Raw genomic sequence first — 15877 nt, forward strand, 5'->3', positions numbered from 1 at the left:
AAAATCTTCAATAGGGGATAAATATCCCCTATTGCATCGATTATTCTTCTAGTACTCCAAGATCACTAAGAATATTATTGAATGTTGATGAGGTCTCTTCTAGATATTCCGTGAAGTCTTCGCCATATAATATATTTTCACTTAGGTAATTTTTCTGAATGTACTCTTCCCACTCATCGGTTTCTGCTACTTCCTTCATCGTATCAATCCACCATTGGCGAACTTCTTCATCCACATCTCCCGCTAAAATCACACCACGTGGCATTGATATGTTTACCTCATACCCTTCTTCAATAAATGTCGGAATGTCTGGGTAATCAGCTAACGGTTCAAGTCCGCTAAATGCTAGAGCATTCATTTCACCAGATTCTATTTGGCCAATTACACCACTAGGATTTGCCACTATTGCGTCTAAGCTACCTGACATCAGTGCTGATTGAAGCTGCCCTTCCGCATTAAAGGATACATACTCATAATCTATACCTGCTTCTTTGCCAAATGTCTCAACAATCATACGGTCGACGTTAGCTACACCAATCCCGCCAATATTCATCGTTTTATTTTTTGCTTCATCAACAAATTCATCTATTGTTTCGTAACCGGAATCCCCGCTTACCATAAAAAACATATCATCGGTGGCCATTAAAGCTACGTGTGTGAAATCAGAATAGTCCCATCCTGGATCTGATTGTAGCGGGGTGGTAATGAAGCTTCCACTAGTTGTAGATATTTGATATGGATCTCCAATATTTTGGTGCACATGTCCCCACCCTACGGCTCCGCTTCCACCTTCACGATTTTCAGGAACAATATCACCCTCATACAGGTCATATTTTTCAAGTATTTTAATCATTTCCCTTGCCATTACATCATTTCCTCCACCAGGGCCAAAGGCAATAGTCCAGTCCAAAGTGTTCTCAGTAGATGGATATTCTGAAGCGTGCGATGTCTCTCCAGATGTTTCATCCGAGGAACACCCTGTCGCAATAATTCCAATCACTAATAAGAAAAAAATTATTTTTTTCATACTCTCCTCCTTAATTAAGCGCTTTCAATAGTTACTAAATCACTCAAAAATATTTTTTATTCTCCCTATTCAGATAATTTACACCATAAGAAACATGGCATACCTTCTGTAATACAGTCTGAACAGAAATTCCACCTAATGGAATTTCTATTCAGTTTTCAACCACGTTGAGGTTGCTGTTGCCGCTAATTTTCCTTGCTCATTATACAAATTAGATTTCAAAAAGGCTAACTTACTCCCTTTTTTCACAAAAGTAGAAACACACTGTACATCTCCTTCACTGACAGGTCTTAAGAACTGTGTTTTCATTTCCACTGTTATTGCAGTACCTAAATGCTTTTTACAAAGGTGTCCCATGGAAACATCCAATACAAAAGTTATTACTCCACCATGCAATGTGCCTTGCGGATTGAACATAAAACGCTTGCTAGAGAAGGTGATGATACATTGTTCATTTTCGTATAAAAAATTAAGTCCTAGAAATTTAGCGAGAAAGAAATGTTCAAATTCTGGTTTTTCGTGTTCTAAGGCATAGTTAAATTGTTCTTTCGCTTGTTGTTTGTCCATTTGATCCATCCTTATGAATATGTGAACTGAGGTTTTCTTTTATCTAGAAAAGCTTGGACTCCCTCTTTATAGTCAGTTGTGTCAAAAGAGCTAGTACGTAAATTTTCCGTGTATTCGTCATCTTCTGTTTGCCCTGAAGTGATTAAACCAATAATCTCCTTCATACTGCGAACAGTGAATTGCGCTTTTTTACAGAGCGTTTCAGCAAAATTATATGTTTCTTCTTGAATTTCTTCCGGTGAGAAAACTTGGTCAACTAAACCAATTCGTAATGCGTGATTGACATCAACATGCTTCCCTGATAGTAAGATGTATTTTGCCTGGGATGGCCCTACTAAATCAACTAGTTGCTTAGTAGCTGTTAAACTGTATACCAGCCCTAGATTTGCTGGGGTAATACCGAATTTGCTGTTCGTATCTGCAAACCTAAAATCACAAGCTAATGCAATCTCACACCCACCTCCAATACACCATGTTTGAACCATAGCAATGCTTGGTTTTGACATAAGTGCTATTGCTCTCTCAGCCTTGTGGGTCGCATCATTGTAAATTTTTGCACCTTTTGAATCTGCTCTCAAAGTTTTGAATTCACTAATGTCAGCGCCTGCTGCAAAAGCCGTTTGATCAGCACCTCTAACAATGAGGACTTTAATATTCGGATCGTTTTCTACGTCCTCTATAAGGGACGGTATGGCCTTCCACATTTCATGAGTTAGAGCATTCCGTTTTTCCGCGCGATTCAAAATTATTGTGGCAATTTCACCTTTTTTTTCTAATAATATGTCTTGTTTACTCATGAACTTCCTCCTCCGTCTTCTCATACTTATTAAAAACAATTTCCTCTTCATATAACAACTGTATTTCATCATCAGAATAGCCCGCTTCTCTCAATTTCTCTGTCGTATGCTGGCCAAGCCAAGGTGCCGGTGTTTTGATTTCTAAAGGAGTTTTTGACATTTTAGCTGGTATTCCAATTGTTTTTATTGACCCCAACTTTGGATGGTCCATTTCAACGATCATATCTCTGGCCTTCACATGAGGGTCACTCAACGTCTGATCATACGTGTAAACAGGACCTGCAGGGATGCCAGCTTTGTCTAATTTATCAACCCAGTATTGCATAGGTTCATGAATAAAAATGTTCTCTATCTCTTTTTCTAATTCGTTAATGTGGTCCATTCGATCCATCAACGTCTTATAGCGGGGGTCATCAATCCATTCGGGCCTATTTATAACTTGTTCGCAAAATTTCTCCCAGAGCTTTTGATTTCCAGCACCAACTGTTACATAACCATCTTTTGCTTGATAGGATTGATAAGGAGTCGAACGACGATGCCTAGTCCCTGTTGCCATAGCCACTTCACCGGCACCGAAATAAGCAGCAGATTCCCATATAGTCCACGCAAGACCTGCATCGACTAAAGATGTATCAATATATTGGCCTTCCCCACTTTTTAATCGATGGATATAAGCTGCCAAAATACTGTAAATAGCTGTTGCTCCAGCTGCAATATCATTTATAGCTATTCCAACTTTTGCCGGCTTTCCATTTGGTTCACCAGTCATTCTCATGAAGCCAGTTATTCCTTGAGCTATGATATCAAACCCACCTTTTTGACTGTACGGACCAGTTTGCCCAAAACCAGATATTGAACAATAAATAACTGATGGATTCTTCTTTTCTATCGAGTCGTAATCAATTCCTAGCTTTTTAACCACACCCGGTCGAAAGTTCTCAATAATAATATCCGCTTCTTTTGCAAGCCTGTAAAAAATTTCTTTTCCTTTTTCAGACTTTAAATCTAGTGCCAAACTCTTCTTGTTTCTGTTTGGCATTGCAAAAGGATAACCTTCCCCATCAATAAACGGGCCTAATCTTCTAGAGTCATCCCCTCCCGGAAATCGCTCAATTTTCGTTACTTCAGCCCCCATATCAGAGAGAACCATTGTACAATATGGCCCTGCTAGAAATTGCGTCATGTCCAAAATTTTCACACCATCTAATGGAAGCATAATCTCGACCTCCTCATTTAATATTTTATATTGTATACAATATAAAATATATCTAATTAAGTCATACTTGTCAAACAATTTTTAATATTTGAATCTATTATTTCTTAATTGATGCTTTCTACAAGTAATTATGAGAGGTTTTACCAAGAAGTAAGGAGTTAATGAAGAAAAAAATGGAGCTATTATCACTGATTTTACTTGAAAAAAATTTATATCTTTAGAAGTAATATTTTTAATTTAGGTTTTAAATTATAAGGCTTTAACCAAACCGCCATCTACAACAAAAGACTGGCCCGTGATGTATGTGTTGGCATCGGAAGAAAGAAATACAACCATTTTAGCGAATTCATCAGGTTGTCCATATCGACCTATAGGAATAGACCTTTCCGTCTGTTGCCGCAATTCTTCAATTGAAACTCCGAGCTTATTGGCCCGAATTTCATCAAGCTCAGCCACTCGTTCCGTAGCAAACCTGCCGGGCCCGACTGTATTAATCAAAATATTATTGCTCGCCAACTCTTGTGATAAACTTTTGGATAACCCAACGACACCAGCTCTAAAAGTATTAGATAAAAGTAAATTATCTAGTGTCTGTTTTATAGAAGAGGATGCAAAGTTAACAATCTTTCCATGATTATTTTCTTTCATGTAGGGCAAGACTTCCCTTATTAAACGAATAAAACTTAACAAATTCAGTTCATACGCCTTTTGCCAGTCATCGTCAGAAAACTTTTCAAGTGTCCCAGCCGGAGGCCCTCCAGTATTATTTATTAAGATGTCAACCGTGCCATTCCATTCTACTGCTGACTGAACAAGCTTCCTAATATCTTCTGGTTTTGTAACATCACACACTTGATAGTCGACATTTTTATTTCCTGTTTTTTCTTTGATCTCTGTTACGGTTTCCTTTAATTCGTTTTCGCTTCTACTAGATAAGAGAACATTAGCCCCTTCTTCGGCAAATTGAATGGCGGTTGCCTTTCCTAATCCTTTACTAGAGGCTGTGATAACAACAGACTTATTTTGTAACCCTAGTTCCATTTGGATCCTCCTTTAATATTACATTTATTTTTTTAAGTCGATTACTCCATTCTCTAATGAAGTAAAGCCTTCAATCTCGCACTTTACTACGTCACCGTCTCGTATAACAATTGCCCCAGGGGTACCTGTCGATATAATGTCACCCGGTAGAAGCGTCATGATTTTTGAATGAAAGGACACAAGATCCCAAGGCGTAAAAGTCATATTAGAGACAATATTTTTCCTGTGTAGATTCCCATTAATTACAGTCGATACTTCCAGTAAATGCACATTTTCTACTTCATCAGTTGTTACTAACTCCGGTCCAAAACTGAAAAATGTATCGAAACTTTTTGACCTTGTTAGATAACGCGGATTACGCTGTAGAATATCTTCAGCAGTCATATCAATGATAGTAGTATAGCCAGCAACGTAATTAATGGCTTCTGTTTCAGATACATTTCTACACTCTTTTCCAATAATGATTCCTAGCTCAGCCTCCGCTGTTGTTCTTTTCGATTGATGTGGGATCTTAATAAAATCGTTGGGCCCTATAATTGCTGTGTCTGGTTTCATAAAGCTTGCTGGTTCAGTATTCGGAGCTTTTTCACTCAAATCGGATGCATGTTCTACGTAGTTCAATCCAATACCCCAAATTTTCCTTGGATGCCGGTACAACGGGCCAAATGTCACACTTTCTTTATTCAAACTTTCTACTTCTTTTAATTCTTCTCCCCCCTTTAATTGATACCATTCATTTATGGAAGTTAAGTCATTAGATTGAAGCAAATCAAATAAATTTGTACTCCAATTTTTTTGGAATAAATCATTGATCGTTTCTATTAATATCACCTTCTCGTTTTTGACTACAGCAGCTTTTTCTCTACCATTATGTGTTACTGTTGCTAATCTCATTGTTCCACTCTCCTTATATAAATATAGTTATTTATTTTACACTTTCTTGAGGGATACTAATTTTATATTTTTCACTTATTCTTACCAGGTCGTCCACTACTTCTTTGGTTAATGGGATTCCATGTTTCTCTCTATCTTTAGATTTTTCTAATTCAATTTCACCTGGTAAATAGATTCGTTCTACGTTTTTTTGTTTTTTTACATTTCTAATCTCATCAATTAACTGATCCATTCTACATTTAAAAATATCAAGCTCCTCGAATAAGTCTGCTCGCATTACAAAGAAGAACTGTCCAACATCTTGCTTCTTTTGAAAGTCATCAAAAAGATTGCCGATGTGGTGCCCATAAGATGCCCCAGTAAACAGAGAAGATAAGACTTCTACTAGAAAAGTAATCCCATACCCTTTCGGACCACCACTTGGTAAAATTATTCCTTCAAGAGCTTCTTGTGGATTAGTAGTTTCTTCGCCTGTTTTAGATAAGGCCCAACCTAAAGGAATTTGGCGATTTTCTTGCTCGGCAAGAATGATCTTTCCTTTAGCAACAACAGTGGTTGCCATATCAAATACGATGTTTATCTCTTTCCCAGTCGGAACAGCATATGACAGTGGGTTTGTACCAAAAAACTTCTCTTTACCTCCCCAGGGTGCCATAGCTGGTGGCGCAGAAGTAGTTGCAAGAGCGATACATTGATGGTCAGCAGCATAACTTGTATAGGCGGCAAGCATCCCTGCATGGTTGGAATGATTTATTCCTACTATTCCAATCCCAGATTCTTTCGCCTTCTCAATGGCTAGTTCTATTCCTTTTGTTGCCAACGGAATGCCCATACTGTTTTCACCATCAATGAGCACACTAACTGGAGTTTCTCGCATTAAAGTATAAGATAAGTCTTTTCTAACTATCCTCTCTTCTAATCTTTTTGTATAAATACTAGTTTTGCTAACTCCATGAGAATGTACGCCTCTCATATCTGCTAATACGAGATGGTCCGCTATTGTTCTTGCATGCGTATCACTTATTCCGATACTGGTGAAAATCTCCTGAACCCAATGTGTTAAGGTGCTCTTATCTATCCTATTCACTCGTTTTCCCTCCCAACTTGTAATATTTAATATGCAGAATAGATATGACCCGATAAGTTATTCATTGCTAATTCATAACTACATTGTAAGTGCTTGTACATGTATTCTTTTGCCTCCTCCGCTTTTCTTGCCTTTATAGATTCTGCGATGAGCATATGATAATTAGCAGCTCTCTCCTTCATACCGAAAATATTCTGGTGCTCTCTTCCTTGTCTGAGTACAACTCTGCTTTCTCTTAGTTCGGTTTGGAGATTCATATAAGAGGATAAGGCATAATTATTATGAGTAGCCTTTGCGATAAGAGTATGGAAATTAAGATCTTCTTCAATTATTGGTGAATTACTTTTAATAAGCTCTAACATGGTTATAGCCGAGTTATAGATAGCATCTATTTCTTCCTGATATGCTATAGTTGCAGCACTTTTAGCAAACTCTGGTTCGATAATTATTCTGTATTCGATTAAGCGTAAAATGTTATAAATTTTTGAATGAGAAGCATTTTCTTCACTTTCAGGGAGAGTCGATGAAACAAACGTTCCACTTCCTTGCTGAATTCGTACAAATCCTCTACTTTCTAATACTTTTAAAACTTCTCTAGCTGTTGATACACTTACATTATATTTCTCAGACAGCTCTGGTAAAATTGGGAGCTTTTCACCCTTCGCCCAATTTCCTCGGAGGATCTGCTCTGTCATATTCTCCAGCATTTTTTGATACTGCGTTTTTTTCATTATTTTTCACTCGCCTATTCATTTGATGTTTTAAATAATACATATGATGATTTTTTATGTCAATATTATTTTTTATTTTCTAAAAATATTTATTGAAAATAAGAATACAAGTGTTTATTATGTTATTAACAGGCTTTAGGTGATAAAGGAGGAGTAATGATGTTAGTTTATCTGAATGAAAACATTCACCCCGAAGCGATAACAGAATTAAAAAAACATGCAAAGATCACAAATGATCATATGAATACGGAAATTGATGCAATCATTGTCCGTACTGAACCAGTAACCAGAGAAATGATGGAACATTCAAAAAATCTAAAAGTAATAGGTAAACATGGCATAGGATATGACAATATTGATATCGACGCAGCTCATGATCTAGGGATTTCTGTTGTATATACCCCTACAGCTAATTCGCAGTCAGTTGCTGAGTTAATTATCACCTTACTTCTAAATGTCACGAGGAATATTATCCCAAATCACAGAAGGTTAGTACAAGGAGAAACTCAAACAAATGCTCCTAATGACTTAATAGGTAATGAACTTCTTGGCAAAAAGATGGGATTCATAGGATTGGGGAATGTTGCATTACTTACAGGAGATATTCTCAGAAAAGGATTTTCTGTAGATTTGCTTGGGTACGACCCCTATGTGACAACAGAAAAAGCAGCCAGTCATGGCATTACTAAAACTGAATCATTGCAAGAGATGCTACCTGAAGTCGACTTTATTAACGTTAGTGTCCCATTAACAGAGAGTACAAAGAATATTATTTCGATGAGAGAATTAAAAATGTGTAAAAAAAGTGCTATCCTCATTAATACATCTAGGGGCGGCACAGTAAATGAAAGGGATTTATATGTAGCATTAAGCAACAATATTCTTAAAGCGGCAGCTAGTGATGTTTTTAATATAGAACCACCTAGAAAAGATCATCCTCTGCTCTCATTAGACAATTTCATTGCAACGCCGCACATTGGCGCTTCAACAGATGAAGCTATGTACCGCATGGGAAAAACTGTGGTCCAAGAAGTAATATCCGTACTTAACGGAAAGAAAGCTAGTTATCAAGTGATATGATAAGAACATAAAAATAAAGTCAATCTATCAGGTGATTGGAAGATAGATCTTCAGTCACTATTTCAGCAGACACTCAAGGGTAATGTCGTTCTACGTGCTTAAGATGTTTCGTCCGACCTTGTATGCAAACTAAAAAGTAACCTATCTCTCTCCTGATAGGCTACTTTCGTTTTCATTCCTATTCGTTTATCTCAAATTCGATAACTTGTTCTTCAGAAGTCTGGTCGTAGGACTCGGAATTCATAGAGGAGCTGATGGTCAGTCTTACTTTCTCCACGTCAGCTAATGGTGTGCTGAACACAGCTCCTTGTTCACCTTCTTTATGAACTTTTCCATAATACTCACTGTCTTCGGCTTCATCGTAATCGATGAAATCGCTCATAGCGAGATCGACTTTTTCTTGTTTTCCGTCTGCAAAGACGACAGCTTCTTGAATTCCGTAAAAAGTGATGTCTTCTTCCGAAGTATTTTTAGCCGTATAATTGATATAGATATATTCCAATTCTTCCCCGACCTCTTTGTCGGTCGTCATGCTAATTCTGTTTTGTTCCTCTGCTGGGAGGTTGGCTACTTTCTTAAAGGAAAGTTCGTTTAGCGTAAATTGAATGGGCTCCACATCGTATGCTTCATCTTCGGCAATCACCTGGACGACTTCACTGTCTACGGTTTGTTCTTCTGTTTCTTCAACGGATACGGCCTCGGCCTCTCCACTGCCAAACATGTCTTCTAGATTTGTGTAATTGGCAAAAATGGTCTCTGCCAAATTTTCATCATCTACAATTTTATAAGACCCGTCTTCGTCTTCTTCTAAGGTTAATTCGACCGTACGAGTTGTCATGTTAGCATCTTCGTCAGTGAGATAGTCCATTAACGTTTCTTGGACGAGGTCTTCATATGCCTGTTCGGACTCCTCTGTTTGCTCTTCAAACGCACTAGCCAGAGCCAAAGGCATGACCTCAGCAATCGTTTTTGAAAAAGCGTGAGCAAAATCCACAGAAGTAATGTCTGTTTTTACGACGGCTTTTCCTTCTTCTTCAGAAACAACTTCAGGACTTTCGTATTCATACCCATTGGAGATAGCGTCTATCATCTCCGCTGTCATTTCTTCATCCTCTAGTCCCTCTTCATCCATAGTTAGACTTTCTTCTCCACCGGCGACAAAAGAACCTGCTGCTTCCAAATCACCACTTTGAATCGCCGACAAGTAGCCATCTACTGTTTGATCAGGACTCTCCGTCCCACACCCCGCTAAAATAAATACCCATAAAGACATGCATACTATCACGTTTCGTTTCATCCTGTGTCCCTCTTTCTCTTGTTGTTCCAGTATGTACCCTTATTCTTATTGTATAGGATAGAAATCTATTTTCCTAGTCAATTTTTCATAGTTTATTTGTCGCATAAGCCTTTCTATTTTGAAAAGAACATCACCTAGCTTCTTAGAACAGAGAAAAACGTGTATGGTAAACTTCCCGTAAAAAGGAGGTAGAGTGTAACTCAGATGGAACCTTACCATGACATCCCGAAACCCTGGGCATGGAGCACTTTCTCCTTGTTTTCCAATGATTTCTTGTCGTATGAACTCTCCATAGAACGTATTTTTAATAGAATCATCCATTTCCTTGTCTCATGAAGCTTTCATGGAGCAGGTTTCTCCTTCGTTTCATCTCTTTTTGGTTCTATGAACCCCTGAAACCCTTGTCATGATGCACTTTCTTTTTGTTTCCAAGCAATTTCTTGTCGTATGAACCCTTCATGGAACATGTTTTCAGTAGAATCATCGATTTATTTGTTCCATAAAGCCTCCATGGAGTAGGTTTTTCCTAGATTTCACTTTTCTTTTGTCTCATAAACCCAGATGATAGGACATTGACCAGTAGTTTAATAATAAAACACCGGACTCGTGAATACTCTTTATACAAAAAGGGGAGTCCCGTCATCAGACATCAAGGTATCCTCACAATCGCGATCATCTTCTTATTTCTGTTGTTCGGTATGTTTGCTTTCTTTTCTCTTGTGAGATCACCGAGTGAACAAGCTAAGAATACTGTTGCATCTTTCTATGATTACGAGCAAGAAGGCGACTTTGCCCAATCTTGGGATTTGTTCCACTCTGACATGAAAAATAAATTTACGAAAGGACACTACATTCAAGACCGTGCTCACGTTTTTATGAATCACTTTGATGTTTCTACTTTTTCGTATGAAATCGGGGAACCAGAAAAATTAAAAGAATGGCAGATGGAAAAAAACTCGACTCCTCTAGAGGAAGTGTATCAGGTGAACGTGATTCAAACCTTTAAAGGAAAATACGGCAACTTTGATATCTCACAGGACGTGTTTGCCGTGAAAGAAGACGACGAGTGGACAATACTGTGGGATTATAAGAAATAGATACTTTCCACTCGGGAACGTACGAGTTAAACAAACGTTTGATTGATAATCTTAAAGGGATGTAAGCACGGCTTGGTGCATCATCCTTTCTACTTTTCGCCCATCCATTCTTTCACTTTATCTTCATACTTCTCCATCCATCTTCTATGAAAATACATCGCTCCGGTTCTCCTGATGAAAAAATCAGCGGGAGTGACTGCCATTTCATGATCGATGGAATATTTCAGCTGCGCGAATGTGAGGAGGTCTGACTCGTTCCAGCCCTTCTGTTGTCGCGTTTCATTTATGATCGAAAATAATGAAGAGACATTCGAGCCGTAGCGTCTGGCTAGAAACGCTGCATGTTCTGTACGTAATTCGAGCTTGATTCCTTCTTCTGTTTTTTCTTGAACAAAGTGCTCGAACTTCTCATATCCGCCTATGTCGCCGCCTGATATCGGAATGGATGTTGTCATGCTTGGGGAAAAGAGTTTGTAGCGTTCCTTTTTAAATTTATCAGCGATTAGGTCGACAATCATTTCTGCCATTTTCCGGTAGCCGGTTAGCTTTCCGCCAGCGATCGCGATCAGACCGGAGGGAGATTCCCAGATTTCATCTTTTCTCGAGATGTCAGATGGTGTTTTTCCTGCTTCTTCTATCAACGGGCGCACTCCTGCCCAACTTGATTCCACGTCTCCGTCTGTCAGTGAAAGCGTTGGAAATATGTACGATACCGCTTGGAGAATATAAACCCGGTCTTCGTTTGTGACATGGGGATTAGCTGGATCGTCCGTATATGTCGTATCTGTCGTTCCTACGTACGTCTTGCCTTCTCTCGGAATTGCGAACAGCATGCGTCCATCGCTGTTATCAAAATAAATCGCTTGCCGCAGAGGAAAAACGCTTTGATCAAACACAAGATGAACGCCTTTTGTTAAACAGAGAAACTTTCTCTGTTTGGATTGATCTTTTTCCCGCAAGACATCCACCCATGGCCCAGCGGCATTCACGACTTTTCTCGCACGAATGACAACGTTGTTTCCGTTCAGCTGGTCGGTCACATGGACTCCAGCCACTTGCCGTCCGTCATAGATAAAACCGTCCGCTCTCGCATAATTCACGGCTTTTGCTCCGAATTGTACCGCTTTTTTGATGACCTCGATTGTTAAGCGAGCGTCGTCGGTGCGGTATTCCACGTAACACCCCGCCCCTTGTAATCCTTCCTTCTTTAAAAGAGGCTCTTTCGCTAAAGCTTCCTCTCTTGATAGCATCACTCTACGTTCGTTCCGATTCACGCCAGCCAAAAAATCATACAGCCGTAATCCGAGCGCTGTCCTCCTTTTTCCTAACGATCCATCGGCATACATAGGAAGTAACATCCACGCGGGTGTCGTCACATGGGGTCCATTTTCATAAACAATCGCCCGCTCTTTCCCGACGTCGGCTACCATTTTCACTTCTCCTTGTTTCAAATAACGGAGACCTCCGTGGACAAGCTTCGTGGATCGGCTCGAAGTACCCGCCGCAAAATCCTGCATCTCTACTAACGCCACGGTCATCCCCCGGCTCGCCGCATCCAACGCAATCCCCGCTCCCGTGATCCCGCCGCCAATGACAAGCAAATCATGGGTTTGCCGGCCCATGTGCCGAAGAATCTCACCTCGCTCCAAGCTTGAAAAACGCACCAAAATCTCCTCCCTATCCCGAATAAAAATTAGTTACATAAAAACATATGTCGCGCCGCAGAAATAAAGCACCCGCCAAGGACAGGTGCTGTGTGTGTATGCGAGACAGAGATACACAGAAACGTTTATAATTTATGGTAAAAATGTTTAAGCTGTCTTCGGAACTTCTATCTTCTTGTTCGTCCCCGACTTTATCCCTGTTATGATTAAGAAAATACTGGCTACTCCCAGGATTATAATAGGAAGACTCCAACTGTTTGTTATATCATGTATAAACCCTAACAATATCGGGCCAACCGCTGCGATGAAATAGCCAATAGATTGGGCCATTCCAGACATTTGAGCCGTTTCTTGTCCATCGTTTGTTCGCAAACTAAAAAACATCATGCACAAACTAAACGCCGCCCCACAGGCACCTCCAATACATATAATCGCTAAGGCAATGATGATTGGATTTCCCACTAGAAGGCCACCGACCCCAAAAATAATTATTACGCCAATTATCGCACTCAATAGTCTTTGATCCTTCAATTTTTCTGCGATCAGTGGAGTAATAAATGTAAAGGGGACAAATGCCATTTGCAGCAGAGATAGCATCCAACCTGCTACATCAGAAGGATATCCAAAGCTTTTCAGTATATCCGGGAGCCAAGACACCATGGTGAAAAAAACCATGGATTGAATTCCCATATATAAGGTAATATTCCATGCTAATGGTGATTTCCAGACATTATTTTGCACTGTAGGACCGGCGTCTTTTCCTTTTCTTATCCCTGTTTTGTTCCTAAGTTGCGGGATCCAACAGAGTAAAGCGATGATCGACAACATCGTCCAAGCTAGCAAAGAGCCCCGCCATCCCCATTCTGACATCCGTGACAACGGGACGCTAACCCCTGCTGCCAGAGCACCAAGTATATACATACATACTGCATAAAGTCCCGTGTACAGTCCAATGTGAGATGGGAATTTTAACTTAATTAATCCAGGTAATAGAACATTTCCAAACGTTATAGCTACCCCGATCAGCGCGGTCCCTGACATTAATAAAACCACATCAGATAACGTACGTACGATCAAGCCGATTATTAGTAATAGAAAGGAATAAAAAATGGTCCATTCCATACCAAGACGTTTTGCAACTACATATACAAAGGGAGATACGAGAAAAAAGGCTAATAATGGTATAGTGGTAAGACTCCCGGCTATTGTATGGTTAATCCCTAGATCATCCCGAATTTGTGACAATAATGACCCAACCGAGGTTAAAGGTACCCGCAGATTGGAAGAGATGAATAGAATTCCGATTAACAATGACCACCGAGCAATTTTGCTTTCTTGATTTTGGATGTGAATAGCGTCCTGTTTCAAAGATACTCTCTCCCATGATAATGGTAACGATCCTATTTAGTTTAGGGCAGAGAGGAAAGTTAGTTCTTTTTGAAAGATATTCTTTATCTTCTTTTTCTACCATTCCTTTCCCCTTTTCCTAGTCAATTATTTTGAGCCAGTCTTACTGTACATATTAGCAGAACCGGGTTTGGAATCAAGGTAGGGTTCCTTCTTGTAATATCCTCTATTTACGAAAATGGCAATGAAAATAGTCCCCAGGACAGCTGAAATCACGAGCGTCCCTGCATTTAATCCGATCCCCACTAGTATAACGTAGCCGATGGCACCCGTCATAAGGATATAATAGGTTGCGGGGATGAGCACTTTCCTTATAATATTTCCTTCTCTTCCAACTAAACCAACTGCCGCTGAAGCCATGATTACATTATGAACACTAAACATGTTTCCAGCTGCTGCACCAACACTCTGAAGTGCGACTATCCATGCCGGCGTTAAATTCGAGCTTAGGGCCATTTCTACTTGAAATTGGCTAAACATTAAGTTACTGAATACGTTGCTCCCAGCAAGAAATGCTCCCATGGCACCAATAACTGGAGCAATAAAAGCCCACGAGTTACCAGCAAAAAATGTTAAACCGCTGGCGAGAGTCGATGGAATACTTTCAAATCCTGCTGCACCGCCGCCACTTTGTAAAAAGACTTGAACCATAGGAACCGCGAATATTAAGGAAGCCGCCGCTGCCCCAATTGTTACAACAGATGAGTTTAATGCCTTTTTATAGGTAGGCCACTTGATCCCATGCAGCCAAATTGTAAGAATGGAAACGGTTACAAAAATGGTACCAGGGGACGCTAATAGATCAATACCTGTACTAATGTCGGTGCCAAAAAGATTATTAATTTCTATGGTCGTATTCCCTAGCCAAGAAGACACAGGCAAAAAGGATACGTTACTTATAAATAACAGAGCAGCCATGATTATATAGGGAAGCCACGATTTAAATGTAGAAAAGGAAGCAATCTTCTCTTCTTCTACTTCCAAAACTCCAATCCAATCTTTCTCCCAATTGGATTTATCACCAAACTGCCACACCTTATCCTTCGGCATAAACCATCCTTTTTTCGCCGCTATTATCGCCGGTATAAGTCCCAAAAGGCCACCGAATAAGGAAGGGAACTCAGGACCTAGAAACATCCCTGACAGAATATAAGGTACTGAGACGCACACCCCTCCGAAAATAGCGAACTTCCACGCCCCAAATCCCTCTTTAAATGATTTGTTTTTTCCAAAAAAGCCACAGAGCAGTACGACCATGAATAAAGGCACTAAAACTCCCACTGATCCGTGGATGATCGCTACTTTTTCTCCCATATCTAAAAGGAACTGATCCCAGGAGGTAACATTCAAAACGGAATTAATTTCCTCATTTTTACCGCCTCCTAGTCCATCACTAACGCCAATCCAAATAGGAGCTCCTGCTGCCCCAAAGGATACCGAGGTACTTTGAAAAATCATTACCATCAAAGCCGCAGACATTGCCGGAAATCCTAGAGCTACTAATATCGATCCAACTACTGCTCCTGTAGATCCATACCCCGCAGCACCTTCTAAAAAAGCCCCGAAGATCCACAAGAGAATGATCACTTGAATTCTTCTGTCTTGTGTGACCCCAGTGATACTTTGTCTAATAACACCCAAGGCACCACTCTCTTTTAGTGTGTTGAGTAAAAGCAATGCCCCAAACACGATATACAAAATACTGAATACGGTAGTGAGCCCGTCAACACTAGCAGCCGATACTTGATCAATAGGTACCTTCCATACAAACATGGAGATAAATAAAACAGATATAAACGCTAACAACATGGAAGTTCTTGCTGTCCAACGTAAGATGACCAGGAAAAAAAACAATATAGCTATTGGGATAATTCCAATAATACACAGCATCCATAAATCCATTTTCTTCCCCCCTCTGAAAAAACATTTTCTACCTTTGTTCCTTGATGACATCACGGCATTTCAAATATTC

Annotated in this window: 14 protein-coding genes; 2 read left to right on the forward strand and 12 right to left on the reverse strand. The window is 39.7% G+C overall.

What is annotated here, in order from left to right; genetic code table 11:
* Positions 1-40: 40 nt before the first annotated feature.
* The 8 genes from BM095_RS05140 to BM095_RS05175 all read right to left on the reverse strand — a co-directional run bounded on the left by BM095_RS05140 (position 41) and on the right by BM095_RS05175 (position 7360).
* Positions 41-1027: a tripartite tricarboxylate transporter substrate-binding protein gene (locus tag BM095_RS05140; RefSeq protein WP_091658443.1), complete on the reverse strand. Its 987-nt coding sequence runs from the start codon at positions 1025-1027 to the stop codon at positions 41-43.
* Between the two features lie 147 nt (positions 1028-1174).
* Positions 1175-1594, reverse strand: coding sequence for a PaaI family thioesterase (locus BM095_RS05145; RefSeq protein WP_218151606.1), 420 nt, complete (start codon positions 1592-1594; stop codon positions 1175-1177).
* Positions 1595-1605: 11 nt separating this feature from the next.
* On the reverse strand, positions 1606-2391 hold the full coding sequence (locus BM095_RS05150; protein WP_177194703.1) for an enoyl-CoA hydratase/isomerase family protein: 786 nt from the start codon (positions 2389-2391) through the stop codon (positions 1606-1608).
* Positions 2384-3607, reverse strand: coding sequence for a CaiB/BaiF CoA transferase family protein (locus BM095_RS05155; RefSeq protein WP_091658453.1), 1224 nt, complete (start codon positions 3605-3607; stop codon positions 2384-2386). Before BM095_RS05155 ends, BM095_RS05150 begins: the two co-directional genes overlap by 8 nt.
* A gap of 249 nt (positions 3608-3856) precedes the next feature.
* The gene (locus tag BM095_RS05160) at positions 3857-4648 is read right to left on the reverse strand and encodes an SDR family oxidoreductase (protein WP_091658458.1); all 792 of its coding nucleotides are present in this window, start codon (positions 4646-4648) and stop codon (positions 3857-3859) included.
* 24 nt (positions 4649-4672) lie between these two features.
* Complete coding sequence (locus BM095_RS05165; protein ID WP_091658461.1) at positions 4673-5542, reverse strand: fumarylacetoacetate hydrolase family protein; 870 nt, start codon at positions 5540-5542, stop codon at positions 4673-4675.
* Between the two features lie 31 nt (positions 5543-5573).
* On the reverse strand, positions 5574-6629 hold the full coding sequence (locus BM095_RS05170) for an Ldh family oxidoreductase (RefSeq protein ID WP_177194704.1): 1056 nt from the start codon (positions 6627-6629) through the stop codon (positions 5574-5576).
* Between the two features lie 26 nt (positions 6630-6655).
* The gene (locus BM095_RS05175) at positions 6656-7360 is read right to left on the reverse strand and encodes a FadR/GntR family transcriptional regulator (RefSeq protein WP_091658467.1); all 705 of its coding nucleotides are present in this window, start codon (positions 7358-7360) and stop codon (positions 6656-6658) included.
* 159 nt (positions 7361-7519) lie between these two features.
* Here BM095_RS05175 and BM095_RS05180 point away from each other — a divergent pair, with 159 nt between their 5' ends.
* Entirely contained in the window at positions 7520-8440 is a 921-nt protein-coding gene (locus BM095_RS05180; protein WP_091658471.1) for a hydroxyacid dehydrogenase, read from the forward strand.
* Between the two features lie 178 nt (positions 8441-8618).
* Here BM095_RS05180 and BM095_RS05185 read toward each other — a convergent pair whose 3' ends face one another.
* Positions 8619-9737: a hypothetical protein gene (locus tag BM095_RS05185; protein WP_091658472.1), complete on the reverse strand. Its 1119-nt coding sequence runs from the start codon at positions 9735-9737 to the stop codon at positions 8619-8621.
* A 572-nt stretch (positions 9738-10309) separates the two neighbouring features.
* On the opposite strand from BM095_RS05185, the gene BM095_RS05195 reads away from it, so the two are divergent.
* Positions 10310-10834, forward strand: a complete 525-nt coding sequence (locus BM095_RS05195) for a hypothetical protein (protein ID WP_091658477.1) — start codon at positions 10310-10312, stop codon at positions 10832-10834.
* A gap of 89 nt (positions 10835-10923) precedes the next feature.
* On the opposite strand, the gene BM095_RS05200 is transcribed toward BM095_RS05195, so the two are convergent.
* From BM095_RS05200 to BM095_RS05210, 3 genes are all read right to left on the reverse strand, one after another.
* Positions 10924-12456 carry a glycerol-3-phosphate dehydrogenase/oxidase gene (locus BM095_RS05200; RefSeq protein WP_091659769.1) on the reverse strand — a complete coding sequence of 511 codons (1533 nt, stop codon included), beginning with the start codon at positions 12454-12456 and terminating at the stop codon, positions 10924-10926.
* A gap of 189 nt (positions 12457-12645) precedes the next feature.
* Positions 12646-13866, reverse strand: coding sequence for a CynX/NimT family MFS transporter (locus tag BM095_RS05205; protein ID WP_091658480.1), 1221 nt, complete (start codon positions 13864-13866; stop codon positions 12646-12648).
* A gap of 126 nt (positions 13867-13992) precedes the next feature.
* The gene (locus BM095_RS05210) at positions 13993-15807 is read right to left on the reverse strand and encodes an L-lactate permease (RefSeq protein WP_177194706.1); all 1815 of its coding nucleotides are present in this window, start codon (positions 15805-15807) and stop codon (positions 13993-13995) included.
* Positions 15808-15877 lie beyond the last annotated feature (70 nt).

Origin of the sequence: Alteribacillus iranensis (genome assembly GCF_900113025.1) — a bacterium.
GTDB lineage: Bacteria > Bacillota > Bacilli > Bacillales > Marinococcaceae > Alteribacillus_A > Alteribacillus_A iranensis.

Bases quoted from the DNA above. Each gene is read 5' to 3' on its own strand.
- BM095_RS05140 (WP_091658443.1), bottom strand. From the start codon at position 1,027: ATGAAAAAAATAATTTTTTTCTTATTAGTGATTGGAATTATTGCGACA.
- BM095_RS05145 (WP_218151606.1), bottom strand. From the start codon at position 1,594: ATGGACAAACAACAAGCGAAAGAACAATTTAACTATGCCTTAGAACAC.
- BM095_RS05150 (WP_177194703.1), bottom strand. From the start codon at position 2,391: ATGAGTAAACAAGACATATTATTAGAAAAAAAAGGTGAAATTGCCACA.
- BM095_RS05155 (WP_091658453.1), bottom strand. From the start codon at position 3,607: ATGCTTCCATTAGATGGTGTGAAAATTTTGGACATGACGCAATTTCTA.
- BM095_RS05160 (WP_091658458.1), bottom strand. From the start codon at position 4,648: ATGGAACTAGGGTTACAAAATAAGTCTGTTGTTATCACAGCCTCTAGT.
- BM095_RS05165 (WP_091658461.1), bottom strand. From the start codon at position 5,542: ATGAGATTAGCAACAGTAACACATAATGGTAGAGAAAAAGCTGCTGTA.
- BM095_RS05175 (WP_091658467.1), bottom strand. From the start codon at position 7,360: ATGAAAAAAACGCAGTATCAAAAAATGCTGGAGAATATGACAGAGCAG.
- BM095_RS05180 (WP_091658471.1), top strand. From the start codon at position 7,520: ATGTTAGTTTATCTGAATGAAAACATTCACCCCGAAGCGATAACAGAA.
- BM095_RS05185 (WP_091658472.1), bottom strand. From the start codon at position 9,737: ATGAAACGAAACGTGATAGTATGCATGTCTTTATGGGTATTTATTTTA.
- BM095_RS05200 (WP_091659769.1), bottom strand. From the start codon at position 12,456: ATGGGCCGGCAAACCCATGATTTGCTTGTCATTGGCGGCGGGATCACG.
- BM095_RS05210 (WP_177194706.1), bottom strand. From the start codon at position 15,807: ATGGATTTATGGATGCTGTGTATTATTGGAATTATCCCAATAGCTATA.